This is a genomic window from Shewanella sp. 10N.286.52.A9, from assembly GCF_041468985.1.
GTDB classification, from domain to species: domain Bacteria; phylum Pseudomonadota; class Gammaproteobacteria; order Enterobacterales; family Shewanellaceae; genus Shewanella; species Shewanella japonica.
The window spans coordinates 13,339-35,174 of record NZ_JBFRJQ010000010.1 but is presented as its reverse complement, the minus strand read 5'-3'; the positions used below and the strand labels follow the sequence as shown (position 1 = coordinate 35,174).

The 21,836-nt window shown below is 40.4% G+C and carries 22 protein-coding genes; 7 read left to right on the top strand and 15 right to left on the bottom strand.

Features of this window, described 5'->3' with window-relative positions:
- Window position 1: 1 nt before the first annotated feature.
- From AB4128_RS09150 to AB4128_RS09140, 3 genes are all read left to right on the top strand, one after another.
- Window positions 2–328 carry a YraN family protein gene (locus AB4128_RS09150; protein ID WP_372037546.1) on the top strand — a complete coding sequence of 109 codons (327 nt, stop codon included), beginning with the start codon at window positions 2–4 and terminating at the stop codon, window positions 326–328.
- A 78-nt stretch (window positions 329–406) separates the two neighbouring features.
- Window positions 407–1,000: a phosphoheptose isomerase gene (locus tag AB4128_RS09145; protein ID WP_055026216.1), complete on the top strand. Its 594-nt coding sequence runs from the start codon at window positions 407–409 to the stop codon at window positions 998–1,000.
- On the top strand, window positions 997–1,566 hold the full coding sequence (locus tag AB4128_RS09140; protein WP_055026217.1) for a BON domain-containing protein: 570 nt from the start codon (window positions 997–999) through the stop codon (window positions 1,564–1,566). The genes AB4128_RS09145 and AB4128_RS09140 overlap by 4 nt, the downstream gene beginning before the upstream one ends.
- Before the next feature lie 101 nt (window positions 1,567–1,667).
- Here the strand turns inward: AB4128_RS09140 and AB4128_RS09135 are convergent, their stop codons facing one another.
- Window positions 1,668–2,546, bottom strand: coding sequence for a DMT family transporter (locus tag AB4128_RS09135; RefSeq protein ID WP_372037495.1), 879 nt, complete (start codon window positions 2,544–2,546; stop codon window positions 1,668–1,670).
- A gap of 120 nt (window positions 2,547–2,666) precedes the next feature.
- On the opposite strand from AB4128_RS09135, the gene AB4128_RS09130 reads away from it, so the two are divergent.
- The gene (locus tag AB4128_RS09130) at window positions 2,667–3,575 is read left to right on the top strand and encodes a LysR substrate-binding domain-containing protein (RefSeq protein WP_080917132.1); all 909 of its coding nucleotides are present in this window, start codon (window positions 2,667–2,669) and stop codon (window positions 3,573–3,575) included.
- Between the two features lie 50 nt (window positions 3,576–3,625).
- On the opposite strand, the gene trpS is transcribed toward AB4128_RS09130, so the two are convergent.
- Genes trpS through rpe form a run of 3 tightly spaced genes read right to left on the bottom strand, consistent with a single transcriptional unit; the run spans window position 3,626 to window position 6,025 of the window.
- Window positions 3,626–4,627, bottom strand: a complete 1,002-nt coding sequence (trpS, locus tag AB4128_RS09125) for a tryptophan--tRNA ligase (protein ID WP_065110433.1) — start codon at window positions 4,625–4,627, stop codon at window positions 3,626–3,628.
- A 5-nt stretch (window positions 4,628–4,632) separates the two neighbouring features.
- Window positions 4,633–5,349, bottom strand: a complete 717-nt coding sequence (locus tag AB4128_RS09120; RefSeq protein ID WP_119969287.1) for a phosphoglycolate phosphatase — start codon at window positions 5,347–5,349, stop codon at window positions 4,633–4,635.
- Window position 5,350: 1 nt separating this feature from the next.
- Window positions 5,351–6,025: a ribulose-phosphate 3-epimerase gene (rpe, locus tag AB4128_RS09115; RefSeq protein ID WP_055026222.1), complete on the bottom strand. Its 675-nt coding sequence runs from the start codon at window positions 6,023–6,025 to the stop codon at window positions 5,351–5,353.
- A gap of 318 nt (window positions 6,026–6,343) precedes the next feature.
- On the opposite strand from rpe, the gene AB4128_RS09110 reads away from it, so the two are divergent.
- Both AB4128_RS09110 and AB4128_RS09105 read left to right on the top strand, forming a co-directional pair.
- Window positions 6,344–6,712 carry a hypothetical protein gene (locus AB4128_RS09110; protein ID WP_055026223.1) on the top strand — a complete coding sequence of 123 codons (369 nt, stop codon included), beginning with the start codon at window positions 6,344–6,346 and terminating at the stop codon, window positions 6,710–6,712.
- The gene (locus AB4128_RS09105; RefSeq protein ID WP_055026224.1) at window positions 6,712–6,894 is read left to right on the top strand and encodes a DUF2970 domain-containing protein; all 183 of its coding nucleotides are present in this window, start codon (window positions 6,712–6,714) and stop codon (window positions 6,892–6,894) included. The genes AB4128_RS09110 and AB4128_RS09105 overlap by 1 nt, the downstream gene beginning before the upstream one ends.
- Window positions 6,895–6,983: 89 nt before the next feature.
- Here AB4128_RS09105 and AB4128_RS09100 read toward each other — a convergent pair whose 3' ends face one another.
- From AB4128_RS09100 to AB4128_RS09060, 9 genes are all read right to left on the bottom strand, one after another.
- Entirely contained in the window at window positions 6,984–7,823 is an 840-nt protein-coding gene (locus AB4128_RS09100; protein ID WP_192021731.1) for a Dam family site-specific DNA-(adenine-N6)-methyltransferase, read from the bottom strand.
- Window positions 7,824–7,921: 98 nt separating this feature from the next.
- Complete coding sequence (locus tag AB4128_RS09095) at window positions 7,922–9,442, bottom strand: AAA family ATPase (protein WP_372037494.1); 1,521 nt, start codon at window positions 9,440–9,442, stop codon at window positions 7,922–7,924.
- A 27-nt stretch (window positions 9,443–9,469) separates the two neighbouring features.
- The gene (gene aroB, locus AB4128_RS09090) at window positions 9,470–10,546 is read right to left on the bottom strand and encodes a 3-dehydroquinate synthase (RefSeq protein WP_372037492.1); all 1,077 of its coding nucleotides are present in this window, start codon (window positions 10,544–10,546) and stop codon (window positions 9,470–9,472) included.
- A gap of 8 nt (window positions 10,547–10,554) precedes the next feature.
- Window positions 10,555–11,070 (bottom strand): shikimate kinase AroK, encoded by a 516-nt coding sequence (gene aroK / locus AB4128_RS09085; protein WP_055026228.1) that lies wholly within the window; start codon window positions 11,068–11,070, stop codon window positions 10,555–10,557.
- A 322-nt stretch (window positions 11,071–11,392) separates the two neighbouring features.
- Window positions 11,393–13,441 (bottom strand): type IV pilus secretin PilQ, encoded by a 2,049-nt coding sequence (locus AB4128_RS09080; protein ID WP_192021733.1) that lies wholly within the window; start codon window positions 13,439–13,441, stop codon window positions 11,393–11,395.
- Between the two features lie 21 nt (window positions 13,442–13,462).
- A complete protein-coding gene (locus tag AB4128_RS09075) occupies window positions 13,463–13,978 on the bottom strand; it encodes a pilus assembly protein PilP (protein WP_119969284.1) in 516 nt (171 codons plus the stop codon).
- Window positions 13,978–14,592, bottom strand: a complete 615-nt coding sequence (locus tag AB4128_RS09070; RefSeq protein ID WP_119969283.1) for a type 4a pilus biogenesis protein PilO — start codon at window positions 14,590–14,592, stop codon at window positions 13,978–13,980. The genes AB4128_RS09075 and AB4128_RS09070 overlap by 1 nt, the downstream gene beginning before the upstream one ends.
- Window positions 14,592–15,164, bottom strand: coding sequence for a PilN domain-containing protein (locus tag AB4128_RS09065; RefSeq protein ID WP_119969282.1), 573 nt, complete (start codon window positions 15,162–15,164; stop codon window positions 14,592–14,594). The genes AB4128_RS09070 and AB4128_RS09065 overlap by 1 nt, the downstream gene beginning before the upstream one ends.
- Entirely contained in the window at window positions 15,152–16,231 is a 1,080-nt protein-coding gene (locus tag AB4128_RS09060) for a pilus assembly protein PilM (protein WP_055026233.1), read from the bottom strand. Before AB4128_RS09060 ends, AB4128_RS09065 begins: the two co-directional genes overlap by 13 nt.
- A gap of 188 nt (window positions 16,232–16,419) precedes the next feature.
- Between AB4128_RS09060 and AB4128_RS09055 the strand changes: the two genes are divergently transcribed.
- Complete coding sequence (locus tag AB4128_RS09055) at window positions 16,420–19,029, top strand: penicillin-binding protein 1A (protein WP_372037491.1); 2,610 nt, start codon at window positions 16,420–16,422, stop codon at window positions 19,027–19,029.
- Between the two features lie 105 nt (window positions 19,030–19,134).
- Here AB4128_RS09055 and argH read toward each other — a convergent pair whose 3' ends face one another.
- Together argH and AB4128_RS09045 are read right to left on the bottom strand one after the other, a co-directional pair.
- On the bottom strand, window positions 19,135–20,502 hold the full coding sequence (argH, locus tag AB4128_RS09050; RefSeq protein WP_372037490.1) for an argininosuccinate lyase: 1,368 nt from the start codon (window positions 20,500–20,502) through the stop codon (window positions 19,135–19,137).
- Window positions 20,503–20,584: 82 nt separating this feature from the next.
- Window positions 20,585–21,805 carry an argininosuccinate synthase gene (locus AB4128_RS09045; RefSeq protein WP_372037489.1) on the bottom strand — a complete coding sequence of 407 codons (1,221 nt, stop codon included), beginning with the start codon at window positions 21,803–21,805 and terminating at the stop codon, window positions 20,585–20,587.
- Window positions 21,806–21,836 lie beyond the last annotated feature (31 nt).

The window sequence follows — 21,836 nt, the reverse complement described above, 5'->3', positions numbered from 1 at the left end:
CATCAATCCAGGTCAGCATGCAGAAACACAAGCGCGAACTTACCTTGAGCAACAAGGTCTACAGTTTGTGACTCAAAATCAGCGCTATCGTTTTGGCGAAATTGATTTAATTATGCGTGATAACCAATATTGGGTGTTTATTGAAGTGAAATACCGTTCATCCACTCAGTTTGGAGGTGCTTTAAATGCTGTATCTACAGCTCAAATATCACGCATTAGAAAAGCTGCTGAACATTATTTACAAACACATAAAATCAATGCGCCATGCCGCTTTGATGTGATTGCCATCAATGGAGCCGATATCCAATGGCTCCAAGGGTGTTTTTAACTTATTAAATTTAGCTATAATGCTGCCAGAATCGAGATTATATGTAAGCAGCATCACATTACCGAGTAAGGATTTATCATGTTAGAGCGTATTAAAGACAGTTTCACCGAATCAATTCAAACTAAAATTGATGCAGCTGAAGCCTTACCAGAGTCGATTGAGAAAGCGGCTGAAATGATGGTTCAATGCTTATTAAGCGGTAATAAAATTTTAGCATGTGGTAACGGTGGTAGTGCTGGCGATGCACAACATTTTTCTGCGGAACTATTAAACCGCTACGAAATTGAACGTCCTCCTTTACCGGCAATTGCACTAAGTTGTGACACTTCAACCATCACAGCAATCGCTAATGATTATAGCTATGATGAAATTTACTCAAAGCAGATTATGGCATTAGGCCAACCTGGTGATATTTTATTAGCCATTTCAACAAGTGGTAACTCAGGTAACGTCATTAAAGCCATGGAAGCTGCACTTAGCCGTGATATGACGATTGTTGCACTAACAGGTAAAGATGGTGGTGCAATGGCCGGCTTAATGAGTGCTGGTGATGTAGAAGTACGTGTACCATCTAACGTTACTGCTCGTATTCAAGAAGTGCATTTATTAGTCATTCACTGCCTATGTGACAATATCGACCGCACTCTGTTCCCGCAGGACGAGCAAGCATGATAAAAGCAGTTCTTATCATAGCAACATTATTCCTGCTTCAAGGTTGTGCTGGTGTTGTTATGGTTGGTGCTGTCGGTGGAGCTAAGATGGCCAATGATGAGCGTAGTATGTCTACGCAAATCAGTGATACCAATGCCGACTTTGAAATCACAAGTGCATTAGCTAAGCATCAAGATATTCATAAACAAACCAATATTACTGGCGTAGTATTGAACAGTAATGTATTGATGATTGGCCAGTCACCTAACTCTATGTTGCGTGATAAAGCGGTTAAAGTCGTTCAAGAGCTTGAAATTGGCGGTAAGTTACATAATCAAATTCGGATTGGTAACCCAACCTCATTCACAACTCGCAGCAATGACACTTGGATCACCACCAAGGTAAAAACTCGCATGTTAAATGAAAAAACGTTAGACATGACGAGAGTAAAAGTGGTCACAGAAAATGGGGAGGTATTTCTATTGGGCATCATTCCCCGAGATCAAGCTGATCTTGCAGTGGAAATCACCCGCAATACTTCTGGTGTAAGGAAAGTGATTAAGGTTTTCGAATATATCGACCCTTAAATATGAATTGACTCCTACAACGACAGACCACAATAAAAATCACCGCAAATACATTGCGGTGTTTTTTTATCTATAGGGTAAACCCATTCGATTAATATAGGTTAATTTAATACAGATACCGACTTACGTTGCAGCCTACGAACACAGGCAAGTATTAAAGGTAATAGTACTGTCGGTAGTACAATTAAACTGGCCCCCAGCCAACTCATCCCATCAAGCCATTCATCAAACCATAACCAGCCAAATAGCACGCAAAATAGTAACCCTGAGTATTCAGCTACGGCAATATCACTCGCTTTCGCACTACGGTAAGCAACAATACAGCAAAAGTGATACGCCAATAAAAAGCTGTTACTAATCAGCGATAAGCCAATTAATGCCATCGTCACGTCCCCAAAGCCGATACAGGCTCCCGCCACACACAATACTGGAATAGTCAATAAATTATAAAGCAGTAATGTCACTAATGGTGATTCTTGCTTTGGTAGCTTTCTTAATGCAATTTGATTCATTGAAAACGTCACTGCAGCAACGAGAACTAGCAGGCCTGCCCATTCGATATTTGATGGCCGTAACAAAATCAGCACGCCAATAAATCCCAGTAAAGTAATCCACCATTGGGTCAAACTGATCTGCTCTTTAAGCCAAACATAGCCTAGTACAGTAATCATAATCGGCGCTGAAAAAAATAATGAACTGACGGTAGCTAATGGCAATGAAACTAAGCCAACCACTAAGGTAATTGACGTTATAACCCCTAAGTGAGAACGCACTAACTGTAATTTAAAGTGGCCTGTAACAGGCTTTCTCGCCATGAACCATATTGGCAATAACATCAATACGCTGCCGCATTGTCGTAATAATAAAAAGGTAATGATATCTGCATTATCTGGTAACCACTTGATGGATACGTCATATAACGCGCTAAAGATATTGCCAAGCACCAGTATGATTAGTGCAAAAATGACTGGAGACTTCATCGTCACCTCACCGCTTCTCAAAATGGCATAATAACTAGACCTTTACATGATTAAAAATGATGAATACTAAACAATAATGAATTAAGGTAATAAATAAGATTCAATTTTCTAGCTAAGTAAATGAGAAAACTACCACCATTACGTTCATTGCAAGTGTTTGAATCAGCTGCTCGATTACAACACTTTTCCCGTGCAGCAGAAGAGCTTTGCATCAGTCAAAGTGCGGTATCTCATCAAATTAAACAGTTAGAATCTTATTATGGTGAGCAATTATTCTTACGCAGTACAAGGCAATTACAGCTAACAGACAAAGGAGCCCAATTATCACTACAATTGGAAAGCACCTTTAATGCTCTTGAAGAGGTCAGCTTACAAATTACAGGTGACGGTAACCAGCAGTTACGATTAGCCGTTTACAGCTCGTTTGCCATTAAGTGGCTTATTCCTAGGCTGAGTGAGTTCCGTCAGCAGCACCCGCATATTCAAATCCGTTTGGATATGATCACCAGCGACCCACAACTCAGTGATAATGTCGCTGATATGTTTATTACTGGGCAATCAAATCAAAATGGCTATATGCACCTTACCTTGCATAAAGAGCGATTAATTGCTGTAGCCAGTCCTGATTACCTGCAACAATGGCTAAATAAACCCAATGCATCACCTCAAGAGTTAATCGCCGCTTTACCTTCGGCAACCTTACTCACCGTCGATGAAGGAGAATTAGGCATTGATTGGCAGCGCTGGCATACCGTCAATAAAGTCGACGACAGCGACAAAAAACAACAACATATTTTTAGCCACGTTTTGATGGCCATTGAAGCTGCGATTGCTCATCAAGGAATCGCACTTGCCTCTGACTTTATGGTTAAAGGAGATATTGCAGCAGGAAGGCTTGTTGCATTGGATTTACCAGACATTTTAACGGGTTTTAATTTTAACTTTAGCTGTAAACAACGCAGACAACACGAACCAGCTTTAGCAAGCTTTATTCAATGGCTAAAAAGGCAATCTCACTCTGGTGACTAACCAATAAAAAAGCCAGCATTAAGCTGGCTTTTTTATTAATCGATTGAACGTTACACAATCATTCCGATTTTTTCGTAAACTTTTTTGATTGTTTCTTCAGCTCGAGCCTGCGCTTTTTCAGCTCCCGCTTTAAAGACTGCATTTAGGTAGTCTTCATCCGCTCTGATTTCACGAAAACGTGCTTGAATAGGTTCTAGCATAGCAACAACAGCTTCACCTGTTGCAACTTTCAAGTGTCCATACATTTTGTCTTCAAAGTCTTTTTCAATTGACTCGATTGACTGACCGTTACAACCTGACATCAAGCTCAATAAGTTTGATACACCTGGCTTTTCTTCAACGTCAAAACGAACAACAGGCGGCTCTTCACTATCTGTCATCGCTTTTTTCACTTTCTTCATAATCGCTTTAGGATCATCAAGTAAACCAATCACGTTATTACGGTTTTCGTCTGACTTAGACATTTTTTTCGTTGGCTCTTGCAGCGACATGACACGAGCGCCGGTTTCAGGAATAAATGGCTCAGGCACAACAAATGTGTCGCCATAAGCATTATTGAAACGCGTTGCAATATCACGTGTTAGCTCTAAATGTTGCTTTTGGTCTTGGCCTACAGGCACTTCATTTGCTTGATAAAGCAAGATATCTGCCGCCATTAATACAGGGTAGTCAAACAAACCAACATTAATGTTATTAGCATGCTTTTGCGATTTATCTTTAAACTGTGTCATGCGGTTAAGCTCACCCATTTGGGTGTAACAGTTTAATGCCCAGCTCAACTGCGTATGTTGTGGTACTTGAGATTGTAAAAAGACGGTACTTTTCTCAGGGTCGATACCACAAGCGAGATAAATGGCTAGTGTGTCTAAGCATGCCGCTCGTAACTTTTCAGGATCTTGGCGAACGGTAATCGCATGTAAATCAACAACACAATAAATACAATCGTGGCTGTCTTGCATACCAACCCATTGACGTAGCGCGCCCATGTAATTACCAATACTTAGCTCGCCTGAAGGTTGAGCGCCACTAAACACGATAGGTTTTGCAGTCATTTGTTTTATTGCTCCATTGATTTAGCTGTGAATTCTGCCGAATTAGTTAATAAGGCTAAAATTTCATTGAATTGTTCGCATACCGCAGTGGGTCCGCTCAGACCAATATCTTCACCGTAGTTGTACCCATAGGTCAAGCCTATTGAGGTTACGCCTGCGGCTTTCGCTGCTAATATGTCATTTTTTGAATCCCCTACCATCAACAGCTGTTGAGGTTCGAGCTGCCATTTGTCCAAAATATGCGTTAAAGGCAAAGGATCGGGTTTCATTTTATCCAGCGAGTCGCCACCTAACACCAGACCAAATAAGTCGGCTATACCAAATGCTTCTAACAACGGGATAGTAAACCGATAAGGTTTATTTGTCACAATCGCCAGTGGGTAGCCTGCAGCATTAAGTTTGCTGAGCACGGTTAACACTCCAGCATATAACTTACTGTGTTTTTGTAGGTGTAATTCGTAATGCTTCATAAAAATAGGCATGACATTTTCAAGTTGTACACCTATGTCACACCCTTTTTGTTGCTCAGCATTGAGTAACGCACGCTGCATTAATACTTGAGCACCATTGCCAACCCAGTTTCTCACTTGCTGCTCGGTGCAACTTGGCAATGCTAACTCAGCAAGTGTCGCTTGGGTCGCGGCGGCTAAATCGGGCACACTATCAATTAGCGTGCCGTCTAAGTCAAACGCAATGGCTTTTATGCTAGAAAAATCAGCCATACTACGCGTCTACTTTAGCAAGCTCGGTACGCATTTCATCAACCACGGTTTTATAATCAGGCTGATTAAAAATAGCAGAACCTGCGACAAACATATCTGCGCCTGCCGCTGCAATTTCGGCAATATTATCCACTTTTACGCCACCGTCCACTTCAAGACGAATATCAAATCCACTGGCATCAATTTTTTCGCGAACTTGTTTAAGTTTATCTAACGTAGATGGGATAAATGATTGACCGCCAAAGCCAGGATTGACTGACATAAGCAGAATCACATCTAATTTATCCATTACATGGTCAAGATAATGTAATGGCGTTCCAGGGTTAAATACTAAGCCAGCCTTACAGCCTGATTCTTTAATTAATTGCAAACTACGATCAAGATGTTCCGTCGCTTCTGGATGAAAAGTAATAATTGAAGCACCTGCTTTAGCAAAATCTGGAATGATACGATCTACAGGCTTAACCATTAAGTGCACATCAATATCAGCGGTAATGCCATAATCACGAAGCGCCTGACAAACCATAGGACCGATTGTTAAATTTGGTACATAGTGGTTATCCATTACATCAAAATGAACAACGTCAGCACCGGCATCTAAAACGGCTTTAACATCATCACCTAAACGGGCGAAATCGGCAGATAAAATAGATGGGGCAATCAAAAATGGACGCATAGTCTTCTCGAAGCAATTAAAAGTGACCGTATTTTACCCCCTGAAGCTTATTCGCTCTAGTCGCAAAGCGTAATAAAAGGTTGTTATTGTCAATAAACGTAAATTTTCATAATCTGTAAGTATTAAATTGATCCAGATCACATGAGAGTGATGTTCATTAACTATACAAATTTGCTATAATGCGACCTACGTCACTGTGTTTTTCGCGATGTTATAGTTATAAAGCGACTACCAAGTCAGTTGCTAAGTCTCTATTAGAACGTCACTAAACATTTTTTATTGTGTTAATTCTGAAAGTATAAGACAAGGATAGCCCTTATGATGTGCAGTCAGTCAAAAATGAGCACCCACCAAACAGGTAAGGTGACGCTAAAACCTGTAGTAAGCTTATTTTCAACCAGCGCATTAATGTTAGTTGCCTATTTTGTCATGTCGGATAATAGCAATCCATTGTTGGCTGACAACTGTGCTTGTACAGAAAACGTTACCTACAATTCCAGCCTACCTAGCAGCCACCCTAATAATCGTTGTGCTGTCGAGTCTGACAATGTGAGTTGGGGAGATTGGGTTACGGGTAAGAGTCGCTCAAGCCAGTTTCATTTTTTAGACTTACTCGAGTTACTACACAACAGCGACAAGAGTAAACCGATTAGCGACATGCCCACTAATAATCCGAATAGCATTTAATGTCTTTTTGGCGGGTATTTTCGAGTACTGTTGCAGCTTTCTTTGGAGTGCAGACAGAAGATAATCGCCAGCGAGACTTTCAACAAAGTAATTCACCATTACCTTTTATTTTTATGGGAATTGCTCTGGCGATCATTATGATTCTATCTTTGATTTTTATCGTGAACCAAGTATTAGCGTAATCCTGTTCCAATTACCCTTCATGTCCTTTCTATAGCAATACCATTCCCATGCTATTCATGAATCAATAGCAGAACAATTAATACAATACTTAATCAATCACTTCTTGGTAGTGGTGATCGTACAAGGCCATAATTTCATCCACTTTCTTTCTGCCATTGCCCTTTTGGCTTATATTACGCTGCACCGCAATAGAGGCCAGTTTGGCACCGCGGTATAATTCGCGTGTTAGCGGAATATCATGGTTACTGATTAAAACAGGAATGTCTCTTTCAAGTGCGGTATGACGCGACTCTCTTGCAAGTAAGGCTTGATCATCTAAGCTGAAACCTGGCCCTGCATATGTAGTAAAGCTTGCCGTTGTTGATAATGGCGCATAGGGAGGGTCACAATAAATCACGTCCCCAACAGTCGACATCTCAAAAGCTTTTTCATAACTTACACAATGAAAACTCGCTTTTTGCGCCTTCATTGAAAAATGCCTAAGTTCATCTTCAGGAAAGTATGGTTTTTTATATGAACCAAAAGGTACATTAAAGCCGCCTTTGCGGTTGTAACGACATAAGCCATTAAAACCATGGCGATTCATATACAAAAAATATACTGAACGCTTGAAGGGATCGTTAGTTTGATTGAATTCAGTGCGAATACGGTAATATTGCTCTTTTACATTCATCTCTGGCACAAACATCGCTTTAGCTGCTGCGATATAAGTATCAGGATCATCTTTGACAATATTGTATAAATTAATCAAGTCTTGGTTTATGTCGCAGAGTAAATACTCCTCATAATCAGTATTAAGAAATACTGATCCAGCACCGACGAAAGGTTCGACTAATCTATTACCTTGAGGTAAGTGTTTTGCAAGCTCGTCAACGAGTTTAAATTTTCCACCCGCCCACTTAAGAAAGGCTCTATGCTTTTTAGTCATGAATACCGTTTGCTAGCAAAATTAAAGCAGATGATTGTACTCTTTTTATTGGTAATAATCATCGTTTGAATTATCGAATCTAATGGCTTTTTAAGCGGTTAATCTATTTTGAGTTCATATCCAGTCAAATCACTCCATTTCCGTACCCAGGGCGCGGATAAACCTAGTGACTGTTGTAATTCATCAGCTTGCTGCTGTGCCTGACTTACTGTGTCATACCGCCCAAATAACACAATATGACGCTGTTTATAACGAGCTTGTTGGGCATAAGCAGAGTCTGTTTGAATCCGTTCTAATTTAGATAATATTTTAGTGAGTGACTTAGCCTCTCGGACACTGGCAATTTGCAATGTATAACCAGGTTTTTCTAACAGTGATAAACTCGCCGTATTATCATTGTTAGATAAACCTTCAGCGACTAATTTGTCGCTCTCGACAATCGGTTTGCCTTCTGACACTTCAGATAGCTGGACATCTTGATTTATGTATTGAGAGCGTGCTTCGGGTGATTGATAAGTCTTTGAGTCAGCGGCTAATTCATCTTCACTTATTTCAACGTTTTGCTCATCTTCTGTCTGTGAGATATTGCTGTTTACATTGTACTCATCAGTCACCTTACTGTTATTACCTGCACTGTTTCGCAGCATAATATCCACAAAATTGAATTCGGTAAGAGTAGGCTTGAGCGCATCTAGCCTTAAACCAGCCTCAGCCTGATTCAAGCCAGCCGTGTCGTTAATGACTGGTTGCAGTAATAATTCAGCGTAATTATAAATAGCCCACTGCGCAAGCGTTTCTGGTGGCGAATAAATATTATCAAACTGTACGTTATCTGCTGGCACTTCTGCAGTTTCTTTAAGCATAAACCAGCTTGCTATAACAAGAGTTAATAACAACACAACAGACCCCATGACCCAAGGCAAAAATTTAGGCCACTTTTTGACATCTTCAGGTTGGTCCTCTAATGCTTTATTCAATAAATTGATCACTTCGGTAGGCGTGCCAGATTGTTTTTCAATTTGAGCTTGAATAATTTCACGCGGAATAAACGGGGTTTTATTACTTCTCACCAAAAGTGTGCGATATAAGCCTTCTCGCTCAGCCAAGGATAAAGGCTCTAACTCAACATGTAGCAGCAAAGCTTGCATTGAGTCTGTGAGCTCGTGAGTCAGTTCGGCAAGTGAATCAGTTTCGATGGTAAACGTCATCGAAATGGGCTTGCCCGCACATTGCAACTGAGTCAAAATCAAGCATTCTGCCCAAAGCTCTTTTGGCATGTATTGCGCGTCATCAATAATGATGTGTAAAGGCTTAGTTAAGCTAGATTGTATTCGAAGTAACGTATCAGCTAATGGAAGCGCATCATCAAAGATAGGAGATGAAATGAGTTGAACAAGGATTTTACGTCGAATTTCTGCGCTATCTGCATGCATTGGGCAGATTACGAGTGCAGAATTATAACTATCCAGTTCACTTGCAAGGGCTGTAACTAAGGTTGTTTTGCCAGCTCCTTTAGCACCGGACAAGAGTACCAATTGCTCGCTGTAGCTAGCAATGTGCTGTAATCGCTGTACTAGAGATTCTTGAGAAGGTAACAATAGCGTTTGTTGAATGTCCACAAGCCCACCATTAGACTCACACGTTACTTAGACTTGGCTAATCACTTCTGCCAATAATGAAGTTTCAACATCTGAAAAAACGTCAGCGGAGCCAATTGACGTGGGTAACACTAACCTAATTTGACCAGCAAGGACTTTTTTATCTCGCTGCATATGCGCAATGAATTGTTCAAATGTCATTGAATCTGGTGATGCAACTGGCAAATCAAACGCTTGCAGTAAAGCAACGACCCTATCGAAATCTTGTTGTGAGATTAAATTGAGTTTTAATGACGTGAGTGCCGCCATGACTGTACCAGCAGATACCGCTTCACCATGAAGCCATACGCCATAACCCATTTCAGCTTCAATGGCATGTCCGAAGGTGTGGCCTAAATTAAGCAAAGCTCGTACGCCACGCTCTGTTTCATCTTGTGCAACCACATCAGCCTTAATTTGGCAGCATCGAGCTATAGCATAAGTTAATGCATCATTATCAAGCCCTTTAAGTGACTCTACATTTTGCTCTAACCAACTAAAAAACTCAGCGTCCCAGATAATGCCATACTTAATCACTTCAGCCATACCAGCAGCAAACTCTTTAGCCGGTAAAGTTGATAAGCAATCGGTATCGATGATCACGGCTTGAGGCTGATAAAATGCCCCAATCATGTTTTTCCCTAACGGATGATTGACTGCTGTTTTGCCACCTACAGAAGAGTCAACTTGCGAAAGCAGTGTGGTTGGAATTTGTATAAACTCAACACCTCGCTGGTAGCAAGATGCAGCAAAGCCAGCCATGTCACCAATGACACCGCCACCTAATGCAACTATGACACAATCGCGGGCATAGTTATTTTCAAGCAAAGCTGAAAATATCAAATCCAGATGTGTGAGATCTTTATATTTCTCACCATCAGGAAGCACAACAACACCCACGTCAGCACAACTCGCCATCGCTTGTTGTGCCGTTGTCAGGTACAAGGGAGCGATAGTGTCATTGGTGACTATGAGTGCTTTTTTACCGGAAAGGTAATCGGAAAGGTAAGCATTTTGCTGCAATAAATTCTGGCCAATAAAAATGGGATAACTTCTTATACCTAATTCAACCTGAACTTGTTGCATAAACCTACCTAGAATCCGAGTTGCTCAATAATTTGATTTGCGACTATTTTAGCGCTTTGCTCATCTGTCTTAACAATCACGTCAGCAATCTCTTCGTATAAAGGATTACGAACATCAGCAAGATTCTCTAGCACTTCGCGCGGGTCATCAACCTGCAAAAGAGGTCGACGCTTATCGCGTTGAGTACGAGCGACTTGCTTATCGATTGTCGTCTCAAGGTATACAACGATACCGCGAGCTGACAAATGATTACGTATGTCTTTACTTTGTACAGATCCGCCGCCAGTAGCAAGGACAATACCTTGCTTTTCCGAAAGGTCAGCGATGACCTGAGCTTCGCGACGACGGAAACCTTCTTCGCCTTCAACGTCAAACACCCAGGCAATATCTGCACCTGTGCGTTGCTCAATCTCATGATCTGAATCGTGGAAATCTAAATGCAGCATTTGGGCCAAATGGCGACCAATTGTGCTTTTGCCTGCGCCCATTGGGCCTACCAGAAAAATATTGCGTTTTTCAGCCATTTTATATACGTCTGAATCTTATATGAAAAGTATGCCTTATCGACTTAAACTCAAGCCGACCTATAATTTAACCTTGCTCTAATGAGACTTGACGGAGGATTATCTCAGTTATGCACCAGTTGTTGCAAGTCATGTTGACGAATTAACCTGAGTTTCTTAAAAATAAATTCTACTTCTCCTTATTAATCAGAATAACGTTTCCTGAAGTCTAGTGCAGAAGCTTTATTTTTATAGCATGAAATTAATAACTTAATCGAAGTTAACCTAAAGAACAGGCAAAAAAATACCAGCGATAACGCTGGTATTTTTGATTCGCAATTTTTTACAACTGCTCAGTCACAATCTTAGGTGTGACGAAAATCAGTAACTCTTGACGCTCATTACTATCAGATGTATTTCTGAATAAGAAACCAACTAACGGAATATCACCTAATACTGGTACCTTACTCACACGGCTAATTAAACTTTGTTGGTAAATACCGCCTAATACAATTGTTTCACCGTTATCAACTAGTACTTGAGTACCAATACGTTGAGTATCAATAGAGACAGCTTCGCCTGTACCAGTTTGTACTGTTTCACCACGGGTATCTTGGGTTATTTCTAAATCAAGAATCACACGATCATCAGGTGTAATTTGCGGTGTAACTTTTAAAGAAAGTACCGCTTTTTTAAATGTTACTGTAGTTGCACCACTTGATGCAGACTCTACATAAGGAATTTCTACACCTTGCTCAATATAAGCAGACTTTTGATTAGAGGTGGTAATGCGCGGACTGGCAATAATCTCACCTTTATTCTCTTGCTCAAGTGCACTTAACTCTAAATCAAGCACGGTACCATCGGCCATTTTGGCGACACTAAATGCAATACTCGCAGCGTTAGTTGCCGAAGATGGCAAATTAACATTTAAGCGATCACTTAATGCAGGTACAACACCAGCAACGATATCATTTGCGCCTTCAAGCGAACCAGAGGTTCCTTTATCGCCTTGCTGATCTGTTATGCCCCAGCGAATACCTAAATCTTCAGATACGTTGTCCTTGACTGTCACCATTCGCGCTTCAATCAACACTTGTTTAATTGGAATATCGAGTATTTCAACTAAGCGATGAATTGTTTCTAACGACTCAGCAGTATCTTTCACAAGCAGTGTATTCGTCCGCTCATCAACAGCAACAGTTCCGCGATTTGATAATAAACTAGAATCAGCACTCTTCATTAATTCTGCCATATCCGCAGCTTTGGCATAATTAATTTGAATGTACTCAGAATAAAGTGGAGCCAATTCCTTCACTTCTTGTTGATTCGCTAGATCTTGTTTTTCGCGTATAGCAAGCTCTTCACTAGGCGCCACCATTAAGATATTACCTTCAATACGCTTATCAAGCCCTTTAGTTTGCAAAATAAGATCTAGTGCTTGATCCCACGGTACATCATCTAAACGTAACGTGATATTGCCTTCAACTGTGTCACTTGTCACAAGGTTGAAATCATTGTAATCGGCAATAATTTGCAGCACAGTTCTGACTGAAATATTCTGGAAGTTCAACGAAAGTGAGCGGCCATTGTATTTCTTTTCTTCTGCAGCAACGGCAACACGCTCAACTTTATTAATACTAACCTTAAAAACATTACCTTCTTGCTTATAGTTATAATCGTAGTTGCCATCAACATCGACCATAATGCGTGAAGTTAAATCATCCTTAAAAGTTTCAAAGCTTGTCACTGGTGTATTAAAATCCTGCACATCCATGACATATAATAAATCGTTTTTGATATCAGTGTTATACAGTTTAACTTCTAGTTTAGAGCCAACTTGAGCCACATTTGCCGCAACAGAGCGGTTATTCAAATGAATCAGTAAATCACCACCACCAGTTTTATTGCGTCTAAAATCAATAGTATCAATACCATTAACAAACGGGTTACTGGCATTATCCGGACCCGATACTGTGTCATTCACTGTTAAGCGATAGGTGTTACCCACAACTTTACCTTGATAAGGCTTAACCTCTGCAAGATCGACAACAATATTTAAAGCACCATCAACCTGCGTGGTTTTAAGCCCTTCAACACCTACACGATCAATCGTAATATTTTCTTTTTCAAGGTTTGAAATACTGTCTTCAAAACTTAAAATTATTTGCGCAGGAGAACCTGATAAATCGACTTCAGGCTTATCTAGCGCGGATTCGAATACCAGTTCCAGTTCTAATTGATGATCGACAACAGAATGGTATTTAACATCCATTAACTTATTGGCGGCGAAAGCACTTGGAAGTGCGCCCAACATTAAAACAACACCCAGTACTGTTTTAATTAGTGAGACTTTTTTTGTCGATGTTTGCATCGCGGCAGAAGATTTCATTATTCCCTCATCCTTCGCACATTATTTACCAGATAATTCTAAGTTGCTTGCTCTTTCAGCCCAGCAACCAGAACCATCTGGAATTAATTCTATTATTTCAATATATTGCGGTGTCACTTTACCTATTTTCCCATGGTAAAGACCGAGATACTCACCGACCCCTAAACGATATACATTGGCATCAGAAGACTCGACCAAAGCCCAAATAGTGTCATCTTCTGTTAATGTGCCGCGCATTCTTAAATTGTCTAAAGCATATGTTTCTAATCGACCTTTACGACGTTTTAAGTCAGGCTGTAGACAGTTTCTACTTGTATCAACCACTTCTTCTGTAAGCTCGCGTGAAGGTGGTACAAAAGGACTGCGCATTAATTCTGCTTGATAAGCAAAATGTTCAAACTTAGGAGTTTCTTTTAACGGAGGAATACGAGCAATGTGCTGTGCTTTAGTTGTCGTTACAAACAACTCTAAATCACTGCGATCACCAATACAGCCAGTTAACATTAACACCATCATTAATACAGGGAGGAATCTCATTACTTATTCCCCTTATTCTCAGCAGGCAGCTGTGCACCTTCTTTAAATCGATAGGTTTTCGCTAAAATGTCCATCGACAAACTACCGCTATCATCTCGTGTAATAACAAAATCATGTAAGCTAACAATACGAGGTAATTTTGCTACACCACTGACCATATTACCAAGTTGATGATAATCACCCACTACAGCAATTTTAATTGGAAATTCCAAGTAGAAATCACGTTCAATTTCTGAATCCCAATCTAAACTGTTTATTCTTAAACCTGCGTCAGTTGCTACAAATGTTGTGTCGTCTAATAAGCCCGGCATTTCATTTTCAGAAGGCAACATTTTAAGTAACTCAGCAAATTGCGCTTCCATAACAACCAGCTGTTCACGATATAGTTTTAAGTTTGCGGCTAAACGATATTTAGATTGAAAATCTTCTCGCAAAGTAATTTCTTTTCTTTCTTCATTATCTAATACATTAATTGCATCTGAGACAAATAAATAATAACTCGCCCCCATGACACAAATAGAAAGAAATACCGCGAAAACAATCTTAACTAAAGCAGGCCAACTGCCGATATTTTCAAAATCAATATCATTAAACTGATCTAAGTCTAAATTCATTATCGACCTCCTTCAGTTGTGTCTACTGACTCAGCATCAGATATCGTCACTTTTAATCTAAACTTTTGCAGTTGTCGTAAGTTCTCACTTTGGCTAATAATGGACTGCATACTTGGATCATTTAAGTATTGTGATGTTTTCACCTTACGCATCATATTAGCCACGTTATTATTCGATTCACTGCGGCCTTCAATCCAGAGTAAGCTGCCTTTTTTCTCAATACTTGAAAGGTATATTCCTGGCGGAACAATTCGCACTAATTCATCTAAAACATGTGTCGGCAAGTTTCGAGATTGCTGAAGGTTTAATATAATCTTAGTACGTCTTTCAATATCTTTCTTTCGAGCTGTGATTTTTCTTATTTCGGCAATTTGTGCATCTAGCAGAGATATTTCATTTTGAAGATAAGCATTTCGTTGGCGTTGATCATCAGTAACAACCTCAATAAAGCTGAGTGTTAAAAATACAGCTAAACAGGTCACTAAAAAAACCAATGCTAATATGCCAATATAATCTCGTTTTTGTTTTTCTCTGGCCTCTTCACGCCAAGGAAGTAAATTTATGTTCGCCATTGAGCGTAACTCCTAAGCGCTAAACCACATGCCACCATATATTTACTAATACTTGGCTTAAGCTGGTTTTTAATATCGTCCTCAGCATGCAAACAACCTTGGAACGGGTCTGCGACAATAGAATGTACACCCAATTCATTAGTTAATAATGCAGTCATGCCTTCAAGTTTTGCGGTACCACCACAGAGCACAATATAATCAACTTTATCTTTACCACTGGCAGTACAATAAATTTGAAGTGTACGTTTAATCTGCTGTAATAATTGTGTTTGAAACGGTGATAACACCTCAAACATATAATTACGCGGTAACTCGCCTGTTATTTTGGCGTTCTCAGCTTCGTCATATGGCATGCCATAAAACGATAAAATAGATTGAGTAAATAACTCGCCACCAAACGCTTGCTCACGAATAAAGGTTGTTTCTCCATGCTCAACTACGGCAAATGTCGTCATATTGGCACCGATATCAACCAATACTACAGATTTCTCATTTGCACCTTCGGGTAATTGTGCAAGGATTAATTCTGATGACCGCCCTAGTGCATAAGCTTCAACATCCACCACTTTGGTATCGAGCTCAATCGCATCTAAAGAATCCATACGAGTATCAATATTATCTGTGCGACAAGCACTTAACAGCACATCAACTTTTGTCGGGTCAGTTGTGTTTGCCTGAAGAGTTTCAAAATCGATACTCACTTCATCTAGTGAATAAGGGATAAGGTTATCTGCTTCAATCTCAATTTGTGCTTCCATTTCTTCTTCATTTAATGAAGCGTCCATGTAAATGACTTTTGTCATGACAGCAGAGCCAGAAACCGCGACAGCTGCAGACTTAATACTCTTAGGCAGTCCTCGCTTAATATGTCTTAAAGATTCAATAACAGCTTCTGAATCGCGGATTTCGTGATCGACAACCGCACCTTTACGTAGAGGTGCAGATATATAGTTTTGAATTTTATATCCATCAGCGGTCTTACTTAGCAAAATGGCCTTAATCTCATGAGAACCAATATCGATCCCGACCATTTGCGGAGCTTGACGCTTCCAAAATTTAGAAAGCATATTCCATCATCGCATTTATTTTTTTATATTTTAAAATAGATTAGCACAAAATCAACTCGTTATAAGTATTTGTATTAAATGTTTCTAAATTTTACAACTTGTTTTTTTCTGTTTTCATGTTTTTACTTCACCAAAAACCTTCCCCCTTATATACTAGCGAGCATATTTTTGATTTTTGGAATATTTCGGTGAAGTGGTTTAAACGAATACTTATTGCTATATTTAGCTTAACTTTATTAGGAATCGGCACTATTGTCGCAGCCTATTATTATGTTTTGCCAGATTTACCGGATGTAAATTCCTTAAAAACGGTAAAATTACAAACCCCATTGCGAATATACAGCGATGACGGTTTATTGATTTCTCAATTTGGTGAAAAAAGACGAGTACCCATTGAATACCAAGATGTACCCGAACAATTAATTAATGCAGTTTTAGATACAGAGGATGCTCGTTTCTTTGAACATAAAGGCATTGATCCTATCGGTATTGTGCGTGCTGCTATTATTTTGGTTACCACGGGTAAAAAAAGCCAAGGTGCAAGTACAATCACTCAACAAGTCGCTCGCGGCTTTTTCCTTTCACGTGAAAAAACCTATATTCGTAAAACAAAAGAAATCTTTTTAGCACTCAAAATCGAAAAAGCGCTTTCAAAAGAAGAAATTTTAACTCTTTATCTAAACCGTTCTTTCTTGGGGAATCGTGCCTATGGCGTAGGTGCTGCAGCACAAGTTTATTATGGTAAAGATTTAGAACAACTGAGCCTGCCTGAAATGGCAATGATTGCTGGTTTGCCGCAAGCTCCATCCGCAGCAAATCCGATAAGAAACCCAGAACGAGCCAAAACCCGCCGTAACTGGGTATTAAGCCGGATGCTAGAAAAACGCAATATCACAGAAGCGCAATACCAAGAAGCCATTAACGCCCCGATTACTGCAAGATATCATGGAGCAGAAATTGATCTTTATGCACCATATATTTCTGAAATGGCGCGTGAATACATGGTCAATAAATACGGCGAAGAAGAAGCCTATACTAATGGCTATAACGTCTACACCACGATTTCATCTGACTTACAGTTAAAGGCACAAAGCGCCTTACGCGATAATGTTTTTGCTTACGACCAACGTCATGGTTACCGCGGGCCAATTGCCGAATTATGGACAGATGACCCCATGTCCACCAGCGATATTATCACTAACTTAAAAAGCACTTCTTCGGTACAAGGTATTATGCCAGCAGCTGTACTTGCCATTGAAGAGCAACAAGCTACGGTGATGAATGCTAGAGGGGAAGAAATCACCTTAGAATGGAACGGGCTAAAATGGGCTCGTAAATTTATCACCGATCGCCGTCAAGGCACACCGCCAAAGAAAGCTGAAGATATTTTAGCTGTTGGCCAGAAAGTGTGGATAAGAAACAACGGCAAATATTGGCAGCTTTCTCAAATTCCGCAAGTATCAAGTGCCACAGTATCACTTGAGCCAAGTGATGGCGCTATTCGTACTCTCGTAGGTGGTTTTAGCTTTACCCAAAGCCAATACAACCGTGTGACCCAAGCAAAGCGCCAGCTGGGGTCAAATATCAAACCATTTATATATTCAGCAGCGCTTGAAAAAGACTATACATTGGCAACATTAATTAATAACGCGCCAATTAATAAACCAGATACTCGACAAGGCACCGCTTGGAGACCTAAAAACTCTCCAGATATCTACGGAGGACCGACGCGTCTTCGTATGGGCTTAGCGCAATCTGTGAACGTCATGTCTGTTCGCGCGATGAGACACATTGGGTTAGATAACACTATCGATAAACTTGTGGAGTTCGGGTTTGATCCTAATGATCTACCTCGAAATGAATCAGTGGCACTCGGCTCTCCTTCTGTAACACCTTTGCAAGTTGTTACTGCGTTTAATGTGTTCACCAACGGTGGTTACTTAGTTGAGCCTTACTTTATTAAGCAAGTCACCGACTCTTATGACAATGTAATTGAAGAAGCCAATCCTCTTTTAGCGTGTACGCCATCAGAAAATGATCATAATGGAACTGATGACAATCTAAGTGATACAGAATTAACGTCTAATTCAGACGCAAATGACCCATTCGCAGCAATGGCAGCTGAATTTGCTAGCTCACAACAAGCTGAAGTTAACCAAGCAAATGACACGACTGCTCAATCAAGTGCTATTAGTCAATGTGGCGATGAGAATAGTCGTTATGCACCAAGAATTATCACTGAGCAAACCGCTTTCCTTATCTCTGAGGCATTAAAAAGTGTTATTTGGGGTGGCGGTAATTGGAGTAAAGGCACTGGTTGGAACGGGACGGCATGGCGAGCTTCTCGCCTAATCAAGCGTCATGATATTGCTGGTAAAACAGGAACAACCAATGAATCTCGTGATACCTGGTTTAGTGGGTTCAATCCAACATTAACGTCAACATTCTGGGTCGGCTTTGATGATCACAGCCGCCGTTTAGGTCGTACAAGCTGGGTAGCTGATGGACCTGAAAATCAGATATCAGGGGCAGAAGCAGGCGCCAAGACAGCTGGGCCTGGTTGGAATGATTTTATGAATCAAGCGCTCAAAGGCACTGAGGAAAAGACCACCATTCCGCCTAAAGGCATTATCTCTGCTCGTATTGATTTAGCAACGGGTTTATTAACGCGTAAAACTGATCACACAACTTCTTTTGAGTACTTTGTCGAAGGAACTGAACCGACTGAATATGCGACAGAAGAAACCATTGATGACGATATATTTATTGAAAATCCAACAGATGATTTATTTCAATAAACCCTAAAATGCATCTATAAAATGTGAATGCTAAAAAGCCCTGAGTTAACTTAAACTCAGGGCTTTTTGTTATTACAGTCAAGGCTCAAACAATAAAGTAAGTGGCTACTTACCTTGCTTTGCAGCTAATGCTTGTTTAACTTGCGCTAATGATGTGCCACCTAACGCTTCACGCTTTTCTAAGCAAGACTCAATAGTCAAACACTCATAAACATCATCACTGATAATTGGACTAAATTGCTGTAACTCTGAAATAACCAAGTCTTCTAATGGTGTTTGTTTAGCAATCGCGGCGACGACAACTTCACCGACGACATGATGGGCTTCTCTAAATGGCATACCTTTAGCCACTAGATAATCAGCTAGCTCTGTAGAATTAGCATAACCTTGCTGGGCAGCTGCGAGTGTTCTTTCACGGTTAACTTGTAAACCGCTAAGAACTAACGCGGCCATTTCAAGACAAATTGACCAGCTATCCATCACATCAAATAAGCCTTCTTTGTCTTCCTGCATATCTTTGTTGTACGCCAAAGGTAGTGCTTTCATTGTGGTTAAAATGCCCACCAAGCTGCCATAAACGCGGCCAGTTTTACCACGGATCAGTTCCAATGCATCTGGGTTCTTCTTTTGTGGCATTAATGATGAACCCGAAGTCACTTCATCATCTAAGTCAATAAACCCAGCTTCACCACTATTGAAGAAAATCAAATCTTCCGCCATACGGCTTAAATGCATCATACTAATCGATGCATCACTACAAAGTTCAATCACATGATCACGATCAGATACAGTATCTAGACTGTTTAACGTTGGAGCTGAAAAACCTAAAGACTCTGCAATTGCATGCCTATCCATTGGATAAGCGGTTCCCGCTAATGCACCACAACCCAACGGACAAGTATCTGCACGTTTCAATGCATCTTCAAGGCGACTAATATCACGCTCAAACATTTCAACATAAGCCAAACACCAATGACCAAACAACACGGGTTGTGCTCTTTGTAAATGAGTATAACCAGGCATCACAGCATCAATTTCACGCTCAGCCAAATCAATGAGGGCGTTCTTTAACTTGCGCAGTAATGTAAGTGATTGCTCACCCTCTTTTTTACACCATAACTTGAGATCTGTTGCGACTTGATCGTTACGTGAACGACCAGTGTGTAACTTCTTACCTAAATCACCGACTTTGGCAATTAATGACTGCTCAACAAAGCTATGAATATCTTCTGCTCCTGACGCAATGATAGCCTCAGGTTTATCGGCGACTTCAACCAACAATTCATTTAACGCACCATGCAACTGTTCACATTCTTGTTGCGTTAAAATACCGACAGAAGTAATAGCGCTAGCCCATGCAATTGAGCCCACAATGTCTTCTTCAATTAAGCGATAATCTACTGGTAATGAATCATTAAATAATTTGAATAATGCACTGCTTTCTTGACTGAATCTTCCGCCCCATAACGCCATGTCGATACCCTCTTTTCAATTCTTATCTGTTTACAAAAACGGGGCTTGCTGCCCCGTTTATTTTTCATATTAATTAACAGGTCTACTTACTATTAAGTGCTCTGATGCGACTTGATAAAGAATAAAGACGGATAAAGCCTTCTGCATCTTTTTGATCATAAACATCATCATCACCAAATGTGGCAAATTCTTCAGAATATAGGCTGTTTGGAGAACGCTTTTTCACGACACTCGCTTGACCTTTGTATAACTTAACGACCACTTCACCATTCACTAATTCCGCTAAAGATTCAGATGCAGCTAAAAGTGAATTACATAAAGGGGTAAACCAACGGCCGTCATACACAAGGTGAGCCATTTGAGCGCCAACTTGCTCTCTCCATTCACGACTAGTTTTATCTAATACCAACTCTTCTATCGCACGAAGACCAGCAAACATCACTGTTCCACCTGGCGTTTCATAACAACCACGAGATTTCATGCCCACTAAACGGTTTTCGGTTATATCAATACGACCCACACCGTGTGCCGCCGCAACCTCGTTTAATTGCATTAATGCTGCGTATGGCGATAACGCAACACCGTCAACGTGAGTCACACGACCATTCTCAATATTTAGTGCAACGTATTCTGGCGTATTAGGCGCATCTTCTGGCGCAACTGTCATAGTCCATACTTCTTTACTTGGCTCGTTCCATGGATCTTCTAACTCACCACCTTCATGTGAAATGTGCCAAGCATTAGCATCACGGCTATAAATTTTAGTTGCAGAAGCTGTTGTCTCAATATTTCTTTCAGCTAAGTAATCAAGCAAGTCTTCACGACTTACCATTGACCATTCACGCCACGGCGCTATCACTTTTAAGTCTGGTGCCAGCGCAGCAAAGCATCCTTCAAAACGGACTTGGTCATTACCTTTACCTGTACATCCATGACATACCGCATCAGCACCCACTTTACGTGCAACTTCAACTTGCGCTTTAGCAATAATAGGGCGTGCCATTGACGTACCTAATAGGTAAGTTCCTTCATAAATCGCCCCTGTTGCAATGGTAGGGTAGATATAGTCGGCCACCAGCTCTTCTTTTAAATCAACGATGTAACATTCAGAAGCGCCTGACGCGATGGCTTTTTCATATAAGCCTTCAAGCTCCGCATCGCCTTGACCAACATCGGCACAAAAGGCAACAATTTCACAATTATCATAGGTTTCTTTTAACCAAGGGATAATGGCCGAAGTGTCCAATCCACCTGAATACGCTAATACGACTTTTTTAATGCTTGGTTGTTGTTCAATAGACATCTTTAATATTTCCTAACATAAACTGGGTAAA